This window comes from Flavihumibacter cheonanensis (assembly GCF_022352215.1).
Taxonomy (GTDB): domain Bacteria; phylum Bacteroidota; class Bacteroidia; order Chitinophagales; family Chitinophagaceae; genus Flavihumibacter; species Flavihumibacter cheonanensis.
The window spans coordinates 2,021,922-2,043,195 of sequence record NZ_JAKRWF010000001.1 but is presented as its reverse complement, the minus strand read 5'-3'; the positions used below and the strand labels follow the sequence as shown (position 1 = coordinate 2,043,195).

The window sequence follows — 21,274 nt, the reverse complement described above, 5'->3', positions numbered from 1 at the left end:
AGTGTGAATTTAGTAAGAAGGGTTAGGGGTAAATCAGGTAACGGGCGCGAATTTTTTTGAAGTTTTCCAATCCCGGTTGCCAGGATGCCCTGATCTCTTCCATGGTTTTTCCTTCTTTGATCTGTTGCATCAATTGACTGTTACCCGCCAGTTTATTAAAGAAATAGGCGGTTGGTTCAGCATTCGGCTTACCCAGGAAAAAACTGGCTTTATCCGGAAAAAGGCGATAGGCTTCCAGCAGATACTCCAGTTGCAGTTGGTTTCCAATTTTTGATAACACAACAGTTGGTTCAGCAGCCAGGTTCCAACCATAACAGAGCTGATCTTTTAACTTAGGATTTTTAGCGCCTTCTTTGGAACGCGGGGTAAAGGAATATAAATTTTTTGGAAGAGCAGGATGGCCAAATACCTGGAAGGGGTGGTCGGTTCCGCGGCCTTCACTTAATACCGTTCCTTCAAAAAAACAGGTAGAGGCATACCAGTAAATGGATGACATATCCGGCAGGTTGGGAGAAGGTTTTACCGGTAATTGATACTTGCTCTCGTGTGTATAATTTTTACAGGGGATCACCATGAGTTGGAATCCTTCTGTAGACAGATTGGTGTTCAGCCATTTTTCACCCAGCAGCATTTTGGCATATTCTCCAATGGTCATGCCATATACTACAGGTACCGGCTGCATGCCCACAAAAGAGCGATAGGGTTTTTCAAGAATGGGGCCATCAATATAAAATCCATTTGGGTTGGGACGGTCAAGCACCAGCAACGGTTTTTTTGCTGCAATCGCTGCTTCCATAAATTCTTCCAACGAAGAAATGTATGTGTAAAATCGAACACCAACATCCTGAATATCAAATATCAGGATATCAACTGCGTCCAGGTCTTCTTTTTTGGGAATCCGGTTTTTGCCATAGAGAGAAATCACTGGGATGCCGGTTTTAGGGTCAACCGTATTGCCTACTTTTTCTCCTGCATCAGCAGTGCCGCGGAATCCATGTTCGGGTGAAAAGAGCCGCGTGATGCGAACCCCTTTTTGTTTGAGTGCATCAACCAAGTGAAGGGTATCATAAACAACAGTGGTCTGATTGGCAAAAATTCCTACTCTTAATCCGGATAATTTGGGAAGGTATTGATTGAACTGTTCAGCTCCTGGTTCAATCCGCTGGGCAAAAATATCTACGACACTAAATAGGCCGCAAAGCAATACAAAAAAAATCCTTTTCATGGCTCAAATATAACGGATTGGTAGCAGGCGCTCTGCCGCTTTTCCCTTACCTTGTGCCCTGATTTGATCAATTTAAATTTTTTTTATGCAACAAGTACAGTCTGGCGATACCGTAAAGGTTCATTACCATGGTCGCCTTACCGATGGAACCACTTTCGATAGTTCAGAAGGTCGGGATCCCTTGGAATTTCAGGTGGGAAGCCAAATGGTAATCGCTGGTTTCGACAACGGTGTGATGGGGATGATTGTGGGAGACAAGAAAACCGTGCATATTCCTGTTGATGATGCGTATGGTCCCAAGAATCCTGATATGATTATCGAATTCCCGAAAGAGCAGGTTCCTGCTGATATGCCACTCGAAGTGGGTATGCGCCTGAATCTGAATAATAGCCAGGGCCAGGTGGTTCCTGTTGTTATTACTGAGATCCAGGAAACTGCAATCCTGCTGGATGCCAATCATCCGCTGGCGGGTGAAGACCTGGTTTTCGATATCGAACTGGTTGAGATTGTTGGTGCGCCTTCCCGTATCATCATGCCCTAATCAAGCTTGATTCAAATGAATAAAAGTGGTTGTCCCTAGGGCAACCATTTTTTGTTATGTTGCTTTCCGTACACCCAAAATAAGACAGCCGTTACCAGCAAACATAATATAGTGTTGAGTAAGGAGGCTTCAAATCCAAACTTTCCTCCTGTCCAAAGTTCAGCGCCCTGCTGGTATTGACTTAAGACGGATGGCAGACTCAATCCGCTCACACCAAATCCCAATACGGGTCCCTGTAAAAAATTCCAGGTAAAATGCAAGCCGATACCAAACCAGAGGTTACGCGTATAGAGATAATTCACACCTAAAAGCAACCCGGCAAGGAATACATTGATAGTGCCCAATAAGGATCCATTCGGATTGGTGCCATGAAAAAATGCAAAGATCAGCGCCGTGATTACCAAGGCTTTCAAAGGATGTATACTTTCCATCAGGTTCTGCTGGATATAACCCCGGAAAGCCAGTTCTTCATAAACAGCTACTACTATCATCAAGAGCAGGGAGGAAAAAAACGAGCTACTGTTCCATTCTACCCCGGCCCATTCTATTGCTCCTGTCACCAGCAGCAAACAAGTGCCTGTTCCCAATATCGCAATCGCAACCAAATTGCCTACCATGAAATCAATTTCAAATCCTTTCCATTGCCAGCCCATGGAAAGGATGCTTTCCCGGTCTACGAGTTTTCGCATACCAAAGGCAAGCAGGGTGGATAGTACCCCGAGGAAAATGGTAGTGGTATAGATGTCCAGTCCCAACAGGGTGCCGATCCATCCACCACCTATTAATACGCTCAAAAAGAGGAAGATAAAAATGATTGCTCTCCAATGCTTTGCCATCAATACAGTAATTTGAGCCGAAATTTAACCAATCATGCCGGAAATGGTTCGAACACAAGTAAAAGAACGCTTGCTTCGATATGTTCAGATAGATACGCAAAGTGATCCGCTTAGTACTACCCAGCCCAGTACTGAAAAGCAAAAGGACTTATCCCGCCTGCTGGTGCAGGAACTGCAGGATATGGGTATTAAAGACGCCCACCTGGATGATTACGGTTATGTATACGCGACAATACCAGCCACCAGTACCCGAAAAGTTCCGGTGATCTGTTTTTGCTCACATGTGGATACCGCCCCGGATTGCAGTGGTACAGGCGTACAGCCAATTGTGCATGCGGCATTTACAGGTGAACCAATCGTATTACCTCAGGATACCTCCCAGGTAATTACCATTGAAGAGCATCCCTATCTGAAAGAAAAAATCGGGGACGATATCATTACTGCCTCTGGTACTACCTTATTAGGTGCAGATGACAAAGCAGGTGTAGCCATCATCATGGAACTGGCGGCTTACCTTTCATCTAACCCTCAAATTCAACATGGAGCCATTAAAATCCTCTTTACCCCGGATGAAGAAATCGGCAGGGGAGTAGATAAAGTGGATTTGAAAATACTGGGTGCTGATATCGCTTATACAATGGATGCCGGTGAACTCGGCAGCCTGGAAGACGAGAACTTCTCCGCAGATGGTATGACGATTTATTTCCATGGTATCGCGGCTCATCCCGGATCGGCGAAAGGTAAATTAATCAATGCTATCAAACTGGCAGGAGAATTTGTTGCGTCGCTGCCCAAAGAAAAATTGGCTCCAGAGGTTACTGAAGGAAGAGCAGGCTTTGTGCATCCGGTTCGTATCACGGGCTCAGCTGAATTAGCGCAGGTGGATTTTATCATCCGCGACTTTGATACCCCAAAATTAGGCGAATATGAATTTCTGCTGCAACACCTGGCCGATGAAATCGTATTGAACTATCCCGGAGCCCGTACTACCTATGAGGTGAAAGAACAATACCGAAATATGAAGGAAGTATTACAACACCATCCCAAAGTGACCGCCCTGGCGGAACAGGCCATGCTCAACTGTGGTATCCGGCCCCGGAAATTTCCGATCCGGGGTGGTACGGATGGTGCGCGGCTTTCCTTTATGGGACTTCCCTGCCCGAATTTGTTCACAGGAGAAATGTCGCTCCATAGCAAACAGGAATATGTAAGTGTGCAGGATATGGAAAAATCATTCGCGGTATTGGTAGAATTGGTGCAGCTTTGGGAAAAGAACGCGGCAGAATAAGTATTTTAAAGTCAAAATTCGAATATGTTAGATCTCCTTACTTCCAGTTGGTGGATTCTCATTGTAATCCTCGTCGTATTTGCCGGCTTAAAAACCATTAACCAGGGTACGATTGGGGTGGTTACAATGTTTGGTAAGTACCGGCGTATCCTATTACCCGGACTTAATTTCATCATTCCTTTTATTGAACAGATCTCAAAAAGGGTATCGGTGCAGAACCGATCCGTGGAACTGGAGTTCCAGGCGGTTACAGCAGATCAGGCCAATGTGTATTTTAAAAACATGTTGCTGTATGCTGTTCAGAATGAACAGGAAGACACCATCAAAAAAGTAGCTTTTAAATTCATCAGTGATCGCGATCTGATGCAGGCCTTGAGTCGCACCATTGAAGGTACCATTCGTTCCTTTGTAGCCACCAAACGCCAGGCGGAGATTTTGGCCCTCAGAAAAGAAATCGTGGAGTACGTAAAAGACCAGATCGATCAGCTGCTGGAAGAATGGGGTTATCACCTGCTCGATCTACAGATCAATGATATCACCTTTGATCAGGTAATTATGGATTCCATGAGCCGGGTGGTGGCTTCGCATAACCTGAAAGCAGCTGCTGAAAACGAGGGACAGGCTTTGCTGATCACCAAAACCAAAGGGGCGGAAGCAGAAGGTAATGCCATCAAAATTGCTGCAGAAGCAGAAAGAGAAGCCGCCCGCCTGAGAGGCCAGGGTGTGGCACTCTTCAGAGAGGAAGTGGCCAAGGGGATGAGTGAGGCAGCCGATCGCATGCGTCAGGCCAACCTGGATACCAATGTTATTCTCTTCAGTATGTGGACAGAAGCCGTGAAAAACTTTGCTGAATATGGTAAAGGGAATGTTATTTTCCTCGATGGAAGTGCCGAAGGAATGGAGAAAACCATGAAGCAAATACAGGCCATGATGGTAAAGCAGGTAGGTGCCTGATCCGGTGATGGTAGAATCTTTAGAATTCCTTAGCAAATAATAGCCTTATTTTCACACCCGACAAAAGAATAAACCAACCAGATGAATTTGTTTCTTCTTCAGATTGCAGATACGGCCCAACAGATAGCCAATGCTGCCCAGGCTGCTACCAATGAAAACAAAGATCTCAGTATGATCAATCTGCTCTTCCAGGGCGGCCCGCTGATGATTCCCCTGTTTTTATTACTGATAATTGCCATGTATTTCTTTTTCGAACGTTACCTGGCCATCAATAAAGCCAGTAAGATCGATGAGAATTTCATGAGCATCATTAAGGATCATATTCTGAGTGGTAATGTGGCTGCAGCCCGGTCATTGGCCAAGAATACCAATAACCCGGTAGCGCGCATCATTGATAAAGGCATTCAGCGTATTGGCAAACCTATTGATGCCATTGAAAAAAGCATGGAGAATGTAGGGCGATTGGAAATGTACAAACTGGAAAGAAATCTTTCTGTGTTATCGCTGGTTTCCGGCATTGCACCCATGTTTGGATTCCTTGGTACCATTGTAGGAATGGTGCAATTGTTCTATGGCATTTCTTCTACCGGCGAATATACCCTCAGCACTATTGCCAGTGGTATTTATGTGAAGATGATTACCTCCGCAACCGGATTGATCATTGGTTTGCTGGCTTATGTGGGACATAGTTTCTTAAATGCCCAGGTGGATAAAACTGTTAACCGGATGGAAGTTGCCAGCTCAGATTTTATTGATACCCTTCAGGAACCTACCAGATAAGCGAACATGAATTTAAAACGTCGATTAAGAGGACATGCCGAAGTTCATACCGGAGCACTGAATGATATCCTGTTCATTCTGTTGCTCTTCTTCCTGATTGTATCCACGCTGGCCAATCCCAATGTGATCAAACTTTCACAACCGAAAGCCAAGAGTGATACCAAGGCCAAACAAACGGTGGTGGTATCCATTGACGCGAATAACCAGTTTTATGTTGGTACCTCCAAAGTAAGCCTGGAAGAACTGAAAGCAAAACTGCAACCCATCCTGGCAAAAGAAACCGACCAGCCTTCCGTGGTGATCAATGCCGATAAAAATGTACCGGTGGAGAATGTGGTGGCGGTGATGCGGGTTGCCAGGGAATTAGGTGCCCGATCCGTTTTGGCGGTGGATAAAAATGGGGTGCAGTAATCAGGATCGGATTGCTTTGATCATACGCTCCTTGCCCTGCATATCTCTACGAATCTCAATTGTCTGAATACCTTTTTGCTGAAGCGCTTGTTGCACACCCGCGGCAAGCGCTTCATGTATTTCAAGGTAGATCAAAGTGCCGGCCTGGCATCTTGATTGCGCAAAGTTTGCGATGGCTTTGTAAAAAAGAAAGGGATCTTCATCCGGTACAAAAAGTGCAATACCTGGTTCATACTTCACAACATGGGCACTCATTTCTTCAGCCCCTGCTTTTGGTATGTAAGGCGGGTTACTGACAATGCATGTAGGCACTGGCAATTGCTCCCAGTAGCGTTCATCCAGAAAATCAATTTCATGCCATTGTACGATCGATTGTAAATGTGCTGCGTTCAATTGCGCCACCGATAAGGCAGCACTGCTGATATCACAACTGTGCACTTCCGCGGTTGGCAGTTTTTTAGCCAGGCTGATTGGAATACAGCCGCTGCCGGAACCAATATCTAAAAGGATGGGAGCGGCTGCTGTTCTGAAGTCTTTTACTACCCATTCCACTAACTCTTCTGTTTCGGGACGGGGGATGAGTACCCGCTCATCTACATAGAAAGGCATTTCCTGGAACCAGGCTTCGTTGATTACATATTGAACCGGCCGGTGCTGTTCTAACTGCAGCAGCATTTCCTCCAGCAGTAACTGTTGTTTATCAGATAGATTGGCCGCCTGCAGGTTTCTGGTTTCCTGTTTGGGGAGTCCGGTTAACTTTTCCAGCACCATGTCTGCTATATAACCGGCCTCTGTATTTCCGTAAATGGGCTCCAGTTGCCGGATGATATGTATTCTTGGTGTAGGCAATTTTATTGTTATCAATGCCAAAGGTAAAGCCGGCTGGCGCATTTTTTTTGTAACTTATCGTATGAGTGAGAAAAAATTAAAAGGCCAGATCGCCCTGGTTACCGGGGCTAGTTCTGGCATCGGGAAAGCCATCGCGATCGCTCTGGGCGAAGCCGGTGCCGCGGTTATCGTGAATTATTATTCCGGCGCAGAAGCAGCGGATGAAGTTGTCAATACGATCCGGCAAAATGGATCAGATGCCATTGCCATTAAGGCGGATGTCAGTAAGGAAGAGGATGTATTCTCCATGTTTGGGGAAATAATTCAACAATATGGCACAATCGATATTTTGATCAATAATGCAGGTCTGCAGCAGGATGCTCCGTTTCATGAAATGACGTTACAGCAGTGGCAGAAAGTGATCGATGTAAACCTGACCGGACAGTTTCTCTGTGCCCGGGAAGCGATCCGGGAGTTTTTGCGAAGGGGGCATCAACCCGAGCGCTCCAAAGCCTGCGGAAAAATTATCTGTATGAGCTCTGTGCATGAACTGATTCCCTGGGCCGGACATGTAAATTACGCCGCCTCAAAAGGAGCCATCAAGATGCTGATGCAGAGTCTGGCGCAGGAATACGGCCCGCAGCAGATCCGGGTGAATAGTATTTGTCCGGGTGCCATTCGTACTCCCATCAATCGCGAAGCCTGGGAAACTAAAGCAGCCTATGAGTCGCTCATGAGCCTGATTCCCTACAATCGGATTGGTGAGCCGGAGGATGTGGGCAAACTCGCGGTATTCCTGGCTTCCGACGATTCTGACTATATAACGGGTACCAGTATTTTCATCGACGGTGGTATGGCCGTTTATGAAAGTTTTGCTGATGGCGGATAAAAAGCCGACCTTTATAATTCATCAAATACATCGCTTATGGCTAGGTCGAGGGATTCGTTCAATAAAAAGGAAATGGAGAAAAAGCGGGCGAAAAAGAAGCAGGAGAAGGAAGAACGCAAGGAAGAAAGAAAGAATGATGCAAAAAAAGGCAGGTCCCTCGAGGATATGATGGCTTATATTGATGCCGATGGCAACATTGTAAGCTCACCCCCTGATCCTTCTACCATGGTGGAAGTGAATCTGGAAGATATCCAGATCGGGGTTCCCAAACAGGCAGAACCCTCACCTGAGGATCTGATTCGTTCCGGTATTATCTCCTTTATGAATGAGGCAAAAGGGTTTGGTTTTATCCGTGATTTACAAAGCCAGGAAAGCATTTTCGTACATGTAAACGAGATGCAAACCCGGCTGGTAGAGAATGATAAAGTAAATTTTGAAGTAGTAAGCGGACCAAAAGGGTATAGTGCGATCAACGTAAGAAAAATGAAATAAGCGCGGGTACCGGTCTATGCTGAAAAAGAGAGTCAAAAGAACACTACGCTACACCAGATACATTTATTACAGAGAAACCTTAGTAAACCGGGAAGAGAAGTTCTGGTCCTTCCTGGGCTCTTTCATCGGAATTGGTCTGATTGCTTTCTGGCAAAGTTTTTTACTTAAAGATTCTGATAGTCTATTTTTAATTGGATCCTTCGGGGCATCCAGTGTGCTGGTTTTTGGCCTGATTCAAAGTCCGCTGGCACAACCCCGTAATTTAATAGGAGGTCATCTTGTTTCTGCATTTGTGGGAGTTAGTGTGCAGTCGCTGCTTCCTGAAATCATTTGGCTGACTGCACCCCTGGCGGTATCACTTTCTATCATTGCGATGCAGTTCACCAAGACCCTGCACCCTCCTGGAGGTGCAACTGCATTATTAGCGGTAATCGGGTCGGAAAAAATCAAGTTATTAGGATATTATTACATCCTGTTCCCTGTATTAAGCGGCGCGCTCGTACTTTTGTTGGTGGCGCTGATATTTAATAATATTACCCCGAATCGAAAATATCCTGTGAGCAACAACTACAAAAAGAGATTGAAGCGTCTCTTTTTTATCCGGCAGAGGAACTGATAGTTTGAATCATTTAAATCTCAGGTATGAATCATGTGAAAAAGATATTACTGTTATTGACCCTGTTTTTTACAGTAGAAGGAACTTTGCAGGCACAAGCGCCGGATAAAGCAGCTATCAAACGACAAAGAGAGATGGCTAAGCAGCATAGGAAAACGCAGAAGCAGGCGAAAAAAGCGAAGAAACAACAAAAGAGGCTGAAGAAGTCGCAGAAGAAATTGAATAAACAACAAAAACAGCACAAGAAGCAGTTGAAGCGGCAGGAGAAAGAAAAAAAACGCCAGGAGAAAGAATTACTCCGCCAGCAGAAAGCCCTGCAGAATTCAGTAGGGGAATAATAAGTCAATAAATAATTACCCGCGGATAGTTTTTCTAAGCATTGCCAGATCTATTTTTGATTAGGTAATTCTATACTTTATGAATCAGCACCTGGCGCATATTGCAATTGTTGTAGATGATTATGACAAAGCAATTGCGTTTTACACACAAAAACTGCATTTTACTTTAGTAGAAGATACTATTCTTTCCGACACCAAGCGATGGGTTTTGGTGAGACCCCAGGGAGCAACCGAATGCTCTTTATTGTTAGTAAAAGCGGCAACAGAAGAACAAAAAAACAGGATCGGAAATCAGACAGGCGGACGTGTATTTCTTTTTTTGAGCACCGATAATTTCAAAAGAGATTACCAGAACCTGCTTGACAATGAGATTAAGATAGTTCGGCAGCCGAGTGATGAAGCCTACGGGACTGTAGCCGTTTTCGAAGATTTGTATGGTAACCTGTGGGATTTGATTGAGTATGGAAGAAGTGAAAAGTGAAAGGTGAAAAGTGAAAATTGTGAAAGGGTAAAGGTGAAAGGTTCATTATCGGATCATGGGTGGTAGTGGGTCGAAGCTGGGCTAGTTCAATGCCGTAGGAAGACGTAGGATGACGAAGGATTAGGGAGGATCAGAGGTTGTAATTTGTATAAAAGTCCATTTAAAGATCAGAAAATCAATGAATTAAGTTTTTTCCTATTGGCTCAATCCTCCTGGGAATTGGCTCATTTTACCCTCGAATAGGCTCATTTTTGCCCATAATTGGCTCATAAAACCCTATAATTGGCTCATGATTTTGCTGAATTGGCTCATGCCCGGAATGTTTTGATTTTCAGCCAGTATTTACTACTTTGATCCCCTAAACTCAGACCTATGGCAATATTTAAGTCCGGAAACCCGGCTCTTTCTGAAAAACGTTTTGAAGCTTCTTTAACCGGTGCGGGTACAGAAACCATGACCGAAAGAGGCACGATGAACAAGTTTATTTTTCTCTTCTTTCTCCTGATGGCTTCGGCCCTGCTCACCTGGAAAGCACATTTCGAAGGGGTTAATGTATGGCCCTGGGTAATAGGTTCAGCTATTGTGGGGTTGATTCTCGCATTGGTAACCAGTTTTCGTCCTCAATACGGACAGTACACCGTGCCTGCCTATGGTCTGGTGGAAGGTGTTTTTGTGGGCGGAATTTCTGCCGTATATGCTGATGCATTCTCAGAAGTAGCACCCGGCCTTGTTATGCAGGCAGTAGCACTGACTTTCGGAACTGTTATCGCCATGTATGTTTTATACCGCACTGGGGTTATTAAAGCCACCCAACGATTTAAATCTATAGTATTCACTGCAACTGCTGGTATCGCTGTGTTTTATCTCATCGCGCTGGTTTTACGATTGTTTGGTGTGGAGCTGGCATTTCTGCATGAAGGTAGCCTGCTGGGTATAGGTTTCTCACTATTTGTGGTTGCTATCGCAGCACTCAACCTCATCCTCGATTTTGATATGATTGAAACCGGGGTTAGTATGGGCGCTCCAAAATACATGGAATGGTTTGGTGCCTTCGGATTGATGGTTACCATCATCTGGCTCTATATTGAAATGCTGCGTTTATTGAGTAAACTTAGCAGTCGTGATTAATAACTTATAACTGCAGCAGCCCCGCCTTGTGCAGGTTGCTGATCGGCTTATTATCCCAGAAAAGTTCGAAATCTGGTAAGCCCGCAGCTTCATATGAAGTTTTCAATTCCTGCCGGGTCATCGTTTTGGGAGCATCTAATTGCAGTTGAGGGAGTATGGATACCAACCATACTCCCTCTTCTTTTGAGAGGCGAATGGTTAGGTCGGATTGCAGGGTTTCAAATGACAACTCCATGGATTCCCACTGCTGTCCTTTTTTTGATTTCACCACAATCTCAGCGGTCGGAAGGTTGCCTATGAATACTATTTTGGTTGTGGGTTTGGTCGCAGAAAAATCTTCTTCCTGCAAAATTCGTTCAATATAATCCGGAGCAATGCTTGTCTTCGGTACTTTAAAATCAAACCATTTGTGCAAAGGGAAATCCAGGCAGGCTCCATGCATGAAATTCAGTAAGGATTTTTTCAACCCATATCCATAGGCCGCATGATCCGCACCGGTTGGGTCTTCGTGTTCTACATCATTGTCGGCAAATAAAATTTCAGCCGGACGAAGCGCATTCACCTTGAATTTTTCAGGTTTCAGTCCAACCGGACTATGAGCCGTCATTGTAAACTGATGCCAGAAGGCACTCTGTAATACCCCCGCTGCAAATAACTGTCGAACCATCTCCAGGGAGTCAATTGTTTCCTGATCCGTTTGGGTTGGAAACCCATACATGAGGTATGCATGTACCATGATGCCTGCCTCTGTAAAATGTTTATTCACCCGCGCTACCTGTGCTACTGTGATGCCTTTATCAATCAATGCCAGCAAACGGTCCGATGCAACTTCCAGTCCGCCTGATACGCCAATACAACCGGATGCTTTCAACAACAAACAGAGATCCCGTGTGAAACTTTTTTCAAAACGAATATTGGTCCACCAACTCACTATGAGTTTACGCTTAAGAATCTCCAATGCTACCGCGCGCATCAGGGCAGGAGGGGCTGCTTCATCCACGAAATGAAAACCATTGTTACCGAATTGTTGAATGATGGTTTCCATCCGGTCAACAATCAGGGATGCTGCAACAGGTTCGTATAACCGAATATAATCCAGGCTGATATCACAGAAGGTACATTTACCCCAATAGCAACCATGCGCCATCGTTAGTTTGTTCCATCGGCCATCACTCCATAAGGAATGCATGGGATTGATGATCTCAATAGCCTGTATGTATTCATCCAGTCGAAGACCAGTATAATCCGGGGTACCCAACTCTGCCTGTTTATAATCGCGGCAGCCTTTGTTTTCAATATAGGTAAGTGACCCTTTTTCCAGTAGAAAGGTTCTTTTCAAATCAGCTGCATCAATCTCTTTTCTTACATAGGCCAGTAATTGTTCAATGGGCGCTTCTCCATCATCCAGCGTGATGAAATCAAGGAATTCAAAGATGCGGGTATCTTTTAAGGAGCGCAGTTCAGTATTGGCAAATCCTCCACCCATCGCAATTTTTATAGCAGGATGATGTTGCTTTATATATTGTCCGCAGCGCAATGCGGCAAACAGGTTGCCGGGAAAGGGAACTGAAAATGCAAGCAACGAAGGTTGATATCGCTGTATATATTTTTCCAGCAGGGCCGTCATTTTCTGATCAATAAAACCGGGTGCTTGCTGCAATGCTGCATACAATTCATCAAAACGATTCGCAGAACGTGCCAGCTTTTCTGCGTAGCGGCTGAAGCCAAAATGTTCATCCACATTTTCCTTTATGAAATCAGAGAGATCCTCCAGGTATAAGGTGGCCAGGTGTTTGGCTTTGTCCTGGGTTCCCATTTTACCGAAAGCCCAGACCAGGTCATCCAATTGAGCAAATCGGCTTGCTTCAGGCAGAAAATTTCTTCCCGCAATACGATGCGCCAGGGTAGGTTCATTTCCCTGTAAAAAGCGGATGACTTCATCGATGGTTTCTATGTACTGGTTGCGCAACCGGTAGATGCGTTTGGAGTTGGGACTTTCAATGGAACCAGCCTCCACCGTATTAAAAATCTCTTCCAATCCTTGTTTACTGAACAAAGCCAGTGTCAGATCAATACCAAGGTCGGCCTGTTCGGATGCGATTGCTTTGGTGTTCAGGAATCCTTTCAGGTAAGCAGTGGCCGGATAGGGCGTGTTCAACTGTGTAAAAGGAGGTGTTACAAGAAATACCGGTGTGCTCAAAGATTCCAGTTTAGCGGGCAAATTTACCGCATAGCAGCCAGTATCAGAAATATCGTCCAAGTAAGGGGTGGTCGATCAGCAGGGTTTTCATCGCATCCGGGTCTATCGTGCCCTGTTTGGCATATACAATCTTACCTCCGGGCTCTACCACCAGGGTATAAGGAAGGGCTCCCTGCCAGTTGGGATCGATGGCTTCAATCAGGGCATATTTATCGCTGGAATTGAAAATATAATTCTTGCCGGATGCCTGTTGTTGTTGCAGAAACTCCAATGCATTGGCCCTTTTCTCCGGATCATCGGCACTGATACTGATGAACTCAAATGCCCGTCCGCGATACATTCGATGGATGGTGATAAAATCAGAAAATTCCCGGGTACATGGACCGCACCAGGTGGCCCATACATTGATGAGGCGCAGTTTTTTGGAATCATTTTGCAATAGCTTGCGTATACCCGTAGAATCGATCGTTTCCAGTGTTACTTTTTCTGCTGCCCATTCTTTCATGGCTTTCTCCCGCCAGTCCTGCTTCTCCGCCCATTTAATAGAACACCCGAAAACCTTGGTGGTAGGGTTGGCAACCGGTTCATTTTTTAGCAAAGCGTCTAACGCTGCTCTTGTATCCTGAATGGTTGGTTGGCCGGATGGCTTCTCTACATTGTCAATGCGCCCCTGGAACCGCAGTTTGCGATCCTGGTCGAAGATGAAAACATGTGGCGTAGCCACTGGACCATATGCTTTTGATACCTGTTGCTTATCACCGTCATATAAATAGGGAAAGTTGAATTGTTTTCTTTCCGCCCTGATTTTCATCTCTTCATAACTATCGTTCAGGTCAGTATAATCCAATTCATTGAGGCGGATGGCTTTTGGATCGTTCGGAGAAATCGCAAGTACGGTTACTCCTTTGGGTTGGTAATCGCGCGTGAGCTGGATGAGGCGGTCTTCATATGCCTGTGCAGTGGGACAATGATTACAGGTAAACACCACTACCAGCAACTTGCTTTTTTTATAGTCGCTCAGGCGATGTTGTTTGCCATCCACACCAGGTAAGGAAAAATCAGGCGCGCTGGCACCGATCGCTAATGTCGAAGCTTGCTGCGGACCAAATGAAAAGACCAGGCAAAGCAGGTAAAGCAAACTTTTCATTCAATATGATTTTAACAGAAGGTATCAAAAAATTGACAATTCTACAAGGTGGATTTAAAATAACATAACTTCCGCTTTACCAATTGATCAACGAATCTGCATGTTATGGATCGACGACAGGTTATCAGGCATTTTTTAGTAGTAGGAGCGGGACTGGCCTTCATGCCCTCCTGTGTTTATAAAGAAGGAAAGGTTTCTATTCAACTGAAATCTATTCAAATCAACCCCGACCAGGAAAGCTTTTTAAAAAACCTTGCTGATGCCATTATTCCACCAACCGATACACCTGGGGCTGCCGAGTTAGGCAGCCATCTGTTTGCACTAAAAATGGTGGACGACTGTTTTGAAAAACAGGAGCAGTCGACATTCATGGCAGGATTGAAAAAGCTGCAGGGAAAAGAACCTGATCCGGCTGCCCTCATGAGTGCCGCAGAGCAGGAAAAGGACGAGGATGCGCTTGCCTTTATGAAAGCCTATCGCCGCCTGGTAATTCAAGGTTATACGCAATCAGAATATGTAATGACCAATCTATTGCCATATCAACTGGTGCCCGGAAAATATTACGGATGTGTGCCTGTTGACAATACTACTTCAAAATCATAAGTATGGGTTATCTGAATACAAAAGGAGTGGATCAAAATACCTTTGATGTTATTGTGATTGGATCCGGCATCAGTGGCGGTTGGGCAGCTAAAGAGTTTACTGAAAAAGGATTGAATACCCTGGTACTGGAAAGAGGCCGGGATGTGAAACATCAGAAAGATTATCCTACTACCAATAAAATGCCCTGGGAGTTTGAACATCGCGGACAGCTAACGCGTCAGCTGATTGAAGAGAACCCGGTGGTGAGTAAATGTTATGCATTCCGTGAAGACGCCCTGCATTTTTTCGTGAAGGATAAAGAGCATCCATATGTGCAGGATAAACCATTTGACTGGATCCGCGGATACCAGGTAGGAGGAAAGTCGCTTTTATGGGCCCGGCAAACCCAGCGCTGGAGTGAATATGATTTTGAAGGTCCGGCTCGTGATGGCTTTGCAGTAGACTGGCCGATCCGTTATAAGGATATTGCTCCCTGGTACAGTTATGTGGAGAAATTTGCGGGCATATCAGGTAATAAAGATGGCTTGGACATTCTGCCCGATGGCGAGTTTCTACCAGCTATGGAAATGAATTGTGTGGAAGATTATTTCTCTAAAAAAATGGCAGCTTCTTATAATGGAAACAGACCGGTAATTATAGGAAGAGCTGCACATATTACTTCGCCCCAACAAATTCATCTCGACCAGGGCAGGGCACAATGTCAGAATCGAAATTTATGTCAGCGTGGTTGCCCGTTTGGAGGGTATTTCAGCAGTAACTCTTCCACCATTCCCTGGGCGATGAAAACAGGGAAGCTTACTTTAAAGCCCAATTCAGTTGTGCATTCCGTTATTTATGATGATGCTAAACAGAAAGCAACCGGTGTTCGGGTGATCGATGCCGTTAGCAAGCAGGCTACCGAGTATTTTGCCAAAGTGATTTTTGTAAATGCGGCGGCTTTAAATACGAATCTGATTCTGCTGAATTCTACATCTAATCGCTTCCCGAATGGGCTTGGTAACGACAGTGGGTTGCTGGGTAAATATGTTGCCTTCCACAACTACCGGGCAAGGATATCCGCCGTTCATGAAGGGCATCTGGATAAAAACAGTTCCGGTGGCAGAAGACCCAACAGTGGTTATATACCAAGATTCCGGAATGTCAAAAAACAGGAGACGAATTTCTTACGGGGATATGCAGCCGGCTTTGGCGCGTCCCGCTACAACCAGGGTGCAGAAGGCTGGGGTGAGGACCTGAAAAAGAGCCTGTTGAATCCAACCCTGGGGCCCTGGTATGTAGGCTCTCATATGATGGGAGAAACCATCCCCAAAGAAAGCGGACAAGTAAGCCTGGATGCCAGCAAGAAAGATGAATGGGGTATTCCGTTACTGCATGTTAAAGTAGACTATGACGACAATGATGAAAAAATGGTCAAGGATTACCTGGAGCAGCTCACTGAAATGTTTACCGTAGCTGGATTCAAGAATATTGAAACAGTAGATTCCAAACAGGCACCCGGACTCGACATTCACGAAATGGGTGGGGTACGCATGGGGCATGATCCTAAAACCTCCTTGCTGAATAAATGGAATCAATTGCATCATTGTAAAAATGTATTTGTAACAGATGGGGCCTGTATGACCTCTACGGCCACGCAGAATCCCAGTCTGACTTATATGGCCCTGACTGCCCGTGCGGCGGATTATGCATTCAACGCGCTAAAAACCGGAGATTTGTAGGAAATTGCCTGCATGCAGGGATACGATCAGGACATTCAAAGAGAATTATGGGTATGGCAGCAGGAGATGCAGTCGTCTCCTGGTTTCTTTAATCGCCTTTCCAAATCCTGGCAGAACAAAGTAAACTCCTGGATACCTGAAAAAGTACACCAGGTAGTTACCACTACTATCAAACAAATGATTCGTGCAGTACTGTTTGGTGCGAAATACACCAGCGCACCGCCCCTGCAATCGGAATCCTTCTGGGCAAGAGAAATGGCGGTGAAAGAACGCATTGATTTTTACCAGAAAACAGCTTCTTTGGAAGGCGCAGTAACCGGGGCGGGCGGGTTGCTCTTAGGACTTGCAGACTTCCCGATATTATTAGGCTTGAAACTGAAACTGCTGTTTGATATTGCCAGTCTATATGGCTTTGATGTAAAAGACTACAAAGAGCGGGTTTATATTCTGCATATTTTGGAGCTCGCCTTTTCCAGCCAGGAACACCGCAACCAGGTATACCAGAAAATGGTGAACTGGAAAGAAAAAGCAGCACTCCTGCCGGATGATATCCATCAATTCGACTGGCGCCGGTTCCAGCAGGAATACCGCGATTACCTGGATATTGCCAAGTTGGCTCAATTGATCCCAATCATTGGTGCACCAGTTGGGTTGGTTGTGAATTACCGGCTGGTACGCAAACTTGGAGTAACTGCCATGAATGCCTATCGCATGCGGATTCTACCTTAATTTAGCAGCCCCATGCACAGAGATAATTTATACATGAAACGTTGCCTGCAACTAGCAGCATTGGGTGCAGGTAAGGTAGCTCCTAATCCAATGGTTGGGTCGGTATTGGTGTACCAGGACCGGATTATTGGAGAGGGTTATCATGAGCAATACGGACAGGCGCATGCGGAAGTGAATTGTTTAAACTCCGTAAAAGAAGAAGATCGGTTATACATTCCAGATAGCACCTTGTATGTTTCTCTGGAACCCTGTGCCCATTATGGGAAAACACCACCTTGTGCAGACCTGATCATCAAAAGCGGAATTCGGAAAGTGGTAGTGGCAATCCGTGATCCCTTTGATGCGGTGGATGGAAAGGGAATTGAAAAATTGGAGCAGGCAGGAGTGGAAGTGCTTTTAGGTGTTGAGCAGGAAGCGGCCCGTGAACTCAATCAACGCTTTTTACAGTTTCATGAAACCCATCGCCCTTATATTATTTTAAAATGGGCGGAATCAGTAAATGGAGCCATAGCTACTAAAGATAAAAAACCCGTTTCTATCAGTTCTGCCCAAACCAACCGGCTGGTTCACCAATGGCGGGCGGAAGAAGCTGCCATCCTGGTAGGCGCAACTACTGCGCTTATGGATGACCCCTCATTAACGGTACGGTTGGTTGCAGGAAAAAACCCGGTTCGCCTGCTCTTAGATCCTGAATTAAAAGTGCCACGCACCAATCGCTTGTTTTCTGGAGAAGCACCTACTATAATATATAATTACCAGCAAGCCTGCAAGGAAGCAGGAATTGAATGGGTACAACTGGACCGGCAGTCTCCTTTGCTCGACCAGTTATTAAAAGATATATGCCAACGCAAACTCCTTTCCCTCCTGGTGGAAGGCGGTACCAAAACCCACCAGGCATTTATGGCTGCGGGCTACTGGAATGAGATCCGCAGGATTCAATCCAGGTCGATTGTGCTGGAGGGAGGTTATCCCGCCCCTGTTATCACGGATGCCAGGGAGGTGAAGACCTGCTCCCTTGGAACGGACCAGTTGATTTATTATCGCCCCTGATCTCCCCGGTAAAGCTGTACCTTTGCGCGCTGTTTCCAGTGTACACTATGGACAATAAGACTTTTTATACTACCATCGAAAAATCAGGTACGGCCGAATTCCGCGACAGAGGCAGCCGCTTTATCGGTTATGCATTTCCGGCTGGTTCGGTGGAGCAATTCAAAAAAGAGCTGGAACAGATTAAAAAAGAACATCCCAAAGCCACGCATCACTGTTTTGCCTACCGGATCGGCCTGGATGGAAACAGTTTCCGGGTGAACGATGATGGAGAACCCTCCGGATCTGCAGGTAAGCCCATCCTTGGACAGATCGACAGCAAGGAACTGGTCAATGTGGGAGTTGTTGTAGTTCGGTATTTCGGAGGAACCATGCTGGGCGTTCCGGGTTTGATCAATGCGTATAAAACCACCGCCAGCGTGGTCTTGCAGACCATCCCCTTTGTTCAGAAAACGATTGAACGTTCCTATCAACTGCAGTTTGATTATACCATGATCAATGAAATAATGATGATCATCAAACAATGCAATTGCACCCTGCTGAAGCAGGAGGTTCAATTATTCTGTTTGTATAAAATCGGAGTTCCCCTGAACCGCGAGGAAGAAGTATTATATAGGTTGAAGCAATTACATACGGTAGAAGTCAAAGCCTGCTGACCAAATAACCAACCACTTCTTTATTCAAACGATTCCATTTGTCAAGCAATGAAAAGTCTGGCCATAGCCAATCATACCATTGCTGAAAACCGTTGATCACTTCATAGTTGGCACAGTGCCTGGTTGTCTTGATTCCAACTTTGTTAAATTCTGCTTCACATCTGCGCATATGCATCGCAGAGGTTACTAAAATAAAAGGTCCCTTCATTCCCAGGCTGTCAATCAATGACTTAGTAAAGATTGCGTTCTCCTTTGTATTTCGACTTCTATTTTCTGCAAAAATGAGGACTGGTGAAATTCCATTATGGATTAATTCCGCTTTAACAAAATCCGCTTCCGGCGGGAGTTTCCGGTTCAAAAAACCATTTCCACCGGTCACAATTACCTTTTCTGCCACACCGCTATGCACCAGCTTTGCGGCCTGAATGAATCGATCCGCAGCCTGTCCGAAATAACCCTGACCATTTTTATCATAGCTGGAAAGTCCACCTGGCAGTATAACCGCCTCAAATTTTCCGGTAGCCGGCACAAAAACCGGTTGCCAGGATTGAAGGCATAAATAAAAGAGGCCGGGATTGGTGAAGAGAATAGTGATCGTGACCAGGACAAGGCCATATCGACGTTTCCAATTTCCGGGTTTCCCTATTAAAAACAACAGTGCTACAACCAATATCCAGTTGGCGGGTGAAAGGAAGAACGTGACAATTTTCGAGAGCAGTTGAAGCATGAAAAAAGTAATAATTGTTAAAGTTATCTAAAACACAGGATCCCTACCCAACGGTTTTGAAACCACCAGGGGTATAGTCTTTAAACAAAACAATATACAATCATGAAACAGATCTTCAACCTTTTCCTTTTGAGTATTCTTTTTCTCACCGCCTGTCAGAAAGATGATGAGGTAATCATTCCTTCCAAACCGGGACCAACAGACCCCGTTGCAGTTAAAGATTCCGGTATTTTTCAGCTGGAGCTGGGATTGCAGGAATTACATGCAGAAGACAGCCTCGATGCCTATATCACTGTGGTGAATGATAAACGCCAGCCTGTACTGCAGAACAAACCAATCAAGATTGGCAAAATTGGTCCGCAGGCTTACCAGTGGAGATCACAGGAGATAATTCTTGATAAAGGAACTTACTCCATGACGCAATTAGTAGTTAAAAAGGAGAATAAAGCCTTGTATGCTACCCCGCTGTCTACATCCCGGCTGGCTCAAAACATCCAGATCGGATTGCCACAACAGCAGGTACTAACGAATGTAGCTACTGTTTTTCGTCCGCAGTTGCTGATTACGGATGAAACAGTTGGTCCGGAAGATTTCGGCTACTCCAAAGGTGCATTTCAGCGGAATGGCATCCTGGTAAATGTGCAGGCAGCAATCACCATCGGTGGTGTTGTGTATGATGCACCGGTTTTAAAATTCAACCTTACTTCAACCTTTAGCAATGGAGAAACTGTAACCCGTACCATTGAGCGCAGCAGCCTGGAAGAAGAGATTCATTTCAGTGAGAAAGCTGTTAAGTTTGAGGTTTCCGGAAATATCTGGAATACACCGGTGAAAAAAATAGTGACCCGCGAAGAAGTAGAGGGTGAAAATCTTATCATCCTGGAAGGACAGAAAAGCCGCAAATGGTTACAGCAGGAAGAAACCTTTTTGGAAGTTATGGGTAACTGGCAGAAACAATCGCTTACGCTTTATCAGCAAAGAACCGATGGCCAGTTGAAAGAAGTAAACTACTACCAGAAAAAACCTCAAAGCCAGGATCTGCAATACATTTTCACTGATAAAGGAGTTTACCAGGGTTCAACATTGATTGGTGTAGATCGCATCGATCCATCAGAAAAAAGAGTAGGAGAAACCCGTTATGAGTTGGACGCCAATGGCCAGGTAACGCATATCATTGAAAATATGTATGATCGCACAACTACCAGTGTGCTTGAAAATGGCATTTCAACCGAAGGCGGCGTAACAGATGTATATATGATTCTGGACAATGGACATACAGTTCATTATGCAGCAACGTTCTCAGGTGGTAACAAAGTAAGTTACACAGCTGCTACTTCAACAGGCGGTCGTGAAGGGGGTAAATTCCAGTATGATCAGATGATCAACCCAAGATTTACCAACAAACTTTTCCCGGATATGTATCTGTCGCACGTTTCCAAGAATAATGTTGTAGGAAGAAATTCAGGCTATTCCGGTGCAATTCCTTCCTCTGTTCCGTACAAATATGAATATGAGTACAATGCAGACGGATACCCGGTAGTATTGTATACCTATTACAAATCTTATCAGAGCGATGCTGATATGTACCGCATGAAAACTGTTTATACCTATAGTAATTAATATCTTTAATAAACTTCTTT

General features: G+C 45.1%; 23 protein-coding genes. 17 read left to right on the top strand and 6 right to left on the bottom strand.

Translation table 11 applies throughout. The features are described from left to right. Positions 1 to 22: 22 nt before the first annotated feature. Entirely contained in the window at positions 23 to 1,225 is a 1,203-nt protein-coding gene (locus tag MD536_RS09065) for an exo-beta-N-acetylmuramidase NamZ family protein (protein WP_239598053.1), read from the bottom strand. Between the two features lie 85 nt (positions 1,226 to 1,310). Between MD536_RS09065 and MD536_RS09060 the strand changes: the two genes are divergently transcribed. Then, a complete protein-coding gene (locus tag MD536_RS09060; RefSeq protein WP_239598051.1) occupies positions 1,311 to 1,766 on the top strand; it encodes an FKBP-type peptidyl-prolyl cis-trans isomerase in 456 nt (151 codons plus the stop codon). Between the two features lie 35 nt (positions 1,767 to 1,801). Here the strand turns inward: MD536_RS09060 and MD536_RS09055 are convergent, their stop codons facing one another. Then, positions 1,802 to 2,602: a CPBP family intramembrane glutamic endopeptidase gene (locus MD536_RS09055; protein WP_239598050.1), complete on the bottom strand. Its 801-nt coding sequence runs from the start codon at positions 2,600 to 2,602 to the stop codon at positions 1,802 to 1,804. A 43-nt stretch (positions 2,603 to 2,645) separates the two neighbouring features. Here MD536_RS09055 and pepT point away from each other — a divergent pair, with 43 nt between their 5' ends. The 4 genes from pepT to MD536_RS09035 all read left to right on the top strand — a co-directional run bounded on the left by pepT (position 2,646) and on the right by MD536_RS09035 (position 6,035). Then, entirely contained in the window at positions 2,646 to 3,890 is a 1,245-nt protein-coding gene (gene pepT / locus MD536_RS09050; RefSeq protein ID WP_239598048.1) for a peptidase T, read from the top strand. Positions 3,891 to 3,914: 24 nt separating this feature from the next. Continuing rightward, positions 3,915 to 4,844 carry an SPFH domain-containing protein gene (locus MD536_RS09045; RefSeq protein WP_239598046.1) on the top strand — a complete coding sequence of 310 codons (930 nt, stop codon included), beginning with the start codon at positions 3,915 to 3,917 and terminating at the stop codon, positions 4,842 to 4,844. Between the two features lie 81 nt (positions 4,845 to 4,925). Beyond that, positions 4,926 to 5,624, top strand: coding sequence for a MotA/TolQ/ExbB proton channel family protein (locus MD536_RS09040; RefSeq protein ID WP_239598045.1), 699 nt, complete (start codon positions 4,926 to 4,928; stop codon positions 5,622 to 5,624). 6 nt (positions 5,625 to 5,630) lie between these two features. Then, complete coding sequence (locus MD536_RS09035; RefSeq protein WP_234864515.1) at positions 5,631 to 6,035, top strand: ExbD/TolR family protein; 405 nt, start codon at positions 5,631 to 5,633, stop codon at positions 6,033 to 6,035. Here the strand turns inward: MD536_RS09035 and prmC are convergent, their stop codons facing one another. Continuing rightward, positions 6,036 to 6,899, bottom strand: a complete 864-nt coding sequence (gene prmC, locus MD536_RS09030) for a peptide chain release factor N(5)-glutamine methyltransferase (RefSeq protein ID WP_239598043.1) — start codon at positions 6,897 to 6,899, stop codon at positions 6,036 to 6,038. Between the two features lie 46 nt (positions 6,900 to 6,945). Here prmC and MD536_RS09025 point away from each other — a divergent pair, with 46 nt between their 5' ends. From MD536_RS09025 to MD536_RS09000, 6 genes are all read left to right on the top strand, one after another. Further along, positions 6,946 to 7,752 (top strand): SDR family oxidoreductase, encoded by an 807-nt coding sequence (locus tag MD536_RS09025; protein WP_239598042.1) that lies wholly within the window; start codon positions 6,946 to 6,948, stop codon positions 7,750 to 7,752. A 36-nt stretch (positions 7,753 to 7,788) separates the two neighbouring features. Next, positions 7,789 to 8,244, top strand: coding sequence for a cold-shock protein (locus MD536_RS09020; protein ID WP_239598039.1), 456 nt, complete (start codon positions 7,789 to 7,791; stop codon positions 8,242 to 8,244). A gap of 16 nt (positions 8,245 to 8,260) precedes the next feature. Further along, positions 8,261 to 8,860 carry an HPP family protein gene (locus tag MD536_RS09015; protein WP_239598029.1) on the top strand — a complete coding sequence of 200 codons (600 nt, stop codon included), beginning with the start codon at positions 8,261 to 8,263 and terminating at the stop codon, positions 8,858 to 8,860. A 26-nt stretch (positions 8,861 to 8,886) separates the two neighbouring features. Continuing rightward, positions 8,887 to 9,198: a hypothetical protein gene (locus MD536_RS09010; protein WP_239598027.1), complete on the top strand. Its 312-nt coding sequence runs from the start codon at positions 8,887 to 8,889 to the stop codon at positions 9,196 to 9,198. Positions 9,199 to 9,277: 79 nt separating this feature from the next. Continuing rightward, complete coding sequence (locus tag MD536_RS09005) at positions 9,278 to 9,679, top strand: VOC family protein (RefSeq protein ID WP_239598024.1); 402 nt, start codon at positions 9,278 to 9,280, stop codon at positions 9,677 to 9,679. A gap of 372 nt (positions 9,680 to 10,051) precedes the next feature. Further along, positions 10,052 to 10,807 (top strand): Bax inhibitor-1/YccA family protein, encoded by a 756-nt coding sequence (locus MD536_RS09000; RefSeq protein ID WP_239598022.1) that lies wholly within the window; start codon positions 10,052 to 10,054, stop codon positions 10,805 to 10,807. Between the two features lie 4 nt (positions 10,808 to 10,811). Here MD536_RS09000 and MD536_RS08995 read toward each other — a convergent pair whose 3' ends face one another. Next, a complete protein-coding gene (locus tag MD536_RS08995) occupies positions 10,812 to 13,007 on the bottom strand; it encodes a B12-binding domain-containing radical SAM protein (protein ID WP_239598021.1) in 2,196 nt (731 codons plus the stop codon). Between the two features lie 43 nt (positions 13,008 to 13,050). Continuing rightward, positions 13,051 to 14,154: a redoxin domain-containing protein gene (locus MD536_RS08990; RefSeq protein ID WP_239598013.1), complete on the bottom strand. Its 1,104-nt coding sequence runs from the start codon at positions 14,152 to 14,154 to the stop codon at positions 13,051 to 13,053. Positions 14,155 to 14,259: 105 nt separating this feature from the next. Between MD536_RS08990 and MD536_RS08985 the strand changes: the two genes are divergently transcribed. The 5 genes from MD536_RS08985 to MD536_RS08965 are packed head-to-tail and all read left to right on the top strand — an operon-like array spanning position 14,260 to position 18,907. Next, positions 14,260 to 14,757 (top strand): gluconate 2-dehydrogenase subunit 3 family protein, encoded by a 498-nt coding sequence (locus MD536_RS08985; protein WP_239598010.1) that lies wholly within the window; start codon positions 14,260 to 14,262, stop codon positions 14,755 to 14,757. 2 nt (positions 14,758 to 14,759) lie between these two features. Further along, positions 14,760 to 16,475: a GMC oxidoreductase gene (locus MD536_RS08980; protein ID WP_239598007.1), complete on the top strand. Its 1,716-nt coding sequence runs from the start codon at positions 14,760 to 14,762 to the stop codon at positions 16,473 to 16,475. A 12-nt stretch (positions 16,476 to 16,487) separates the two neighbouring features. Then, positions 16,488 to 17,204, top strand: coding sequence for an EcsC family protein (locus MD536_RS08975; protein ID WP_239598005.1), 717 nt, complete (start codon positions 16,488 to 16,490; stop codon positions 17,202 to 17,204). Between the two features lie 12 nt (positions 17,205 to 17,216). After that, the gene (ribD, locus tag MD536_RS08970; RefSeq protein ID WP_239598003.1) at positions 17,217 to 18,254 is read left to right on the top strand and encodes a bifunctional diaminohydroxyphosphoribosylaminopyrimidine deaminase/5-amino-6-(5-phosphoribosylamino)uracil reductase RibD; all 1,038 of its coding nucleotides are present in this window, start codon (positions 17,217 to 17,219) and stop codon (positions 18,252 to 18,254) included. Positions 18,255 to 18,301: 47 nt separating this feature from the next. Further along, the gene (locus MD536_RS08965; RefSeq protein ID WP_239597996.1) at positions 18,302 to 18,907 is read left to right on the top strand and encodes an IMPACT family protein; all 606 of its coding nucleotides are present in this window, start codon (positions 18,302 to 18,304) and stop codon (positions 18,905 to 18,907) included. Here the strand turns inward: MD536_RS08965 and MD536_RS08960 are convergent. Next, positions 18,894 to 19,634: a YdcF family protein gene (locus MD536_RS08960; RefSeq protein WP_239597994.1), complete on the bottom strand. Its 741-nt coding sequence runs from the start codon at positions 19,632 to 19,634 to the stop codon at positions 18,894 to 18,896. The genes MD536_RS08965 and MD536_RS08960 overlap by 14 nt on opposite strands. A 102-nt stretch (positions 19,635 to 19,736) precedes the next feature. On the opposite strand from MD536_RS08960, the gene MD536_RS08955 reads away from it, so the two are divergent. Further along, positions 19,737 to 21,254: a hypothetical protein gene (locus MD536_RS08955; protein ID WP_239597992.1), complete on the top strand. Its 1,518-nt coding sequence runs from the start codon at positions 19,737 to 19,739 to the stop codon at positions 21,252 to 21,254. Positions 21,255 to 21,274: the final 20 nt, after the last annotated feature.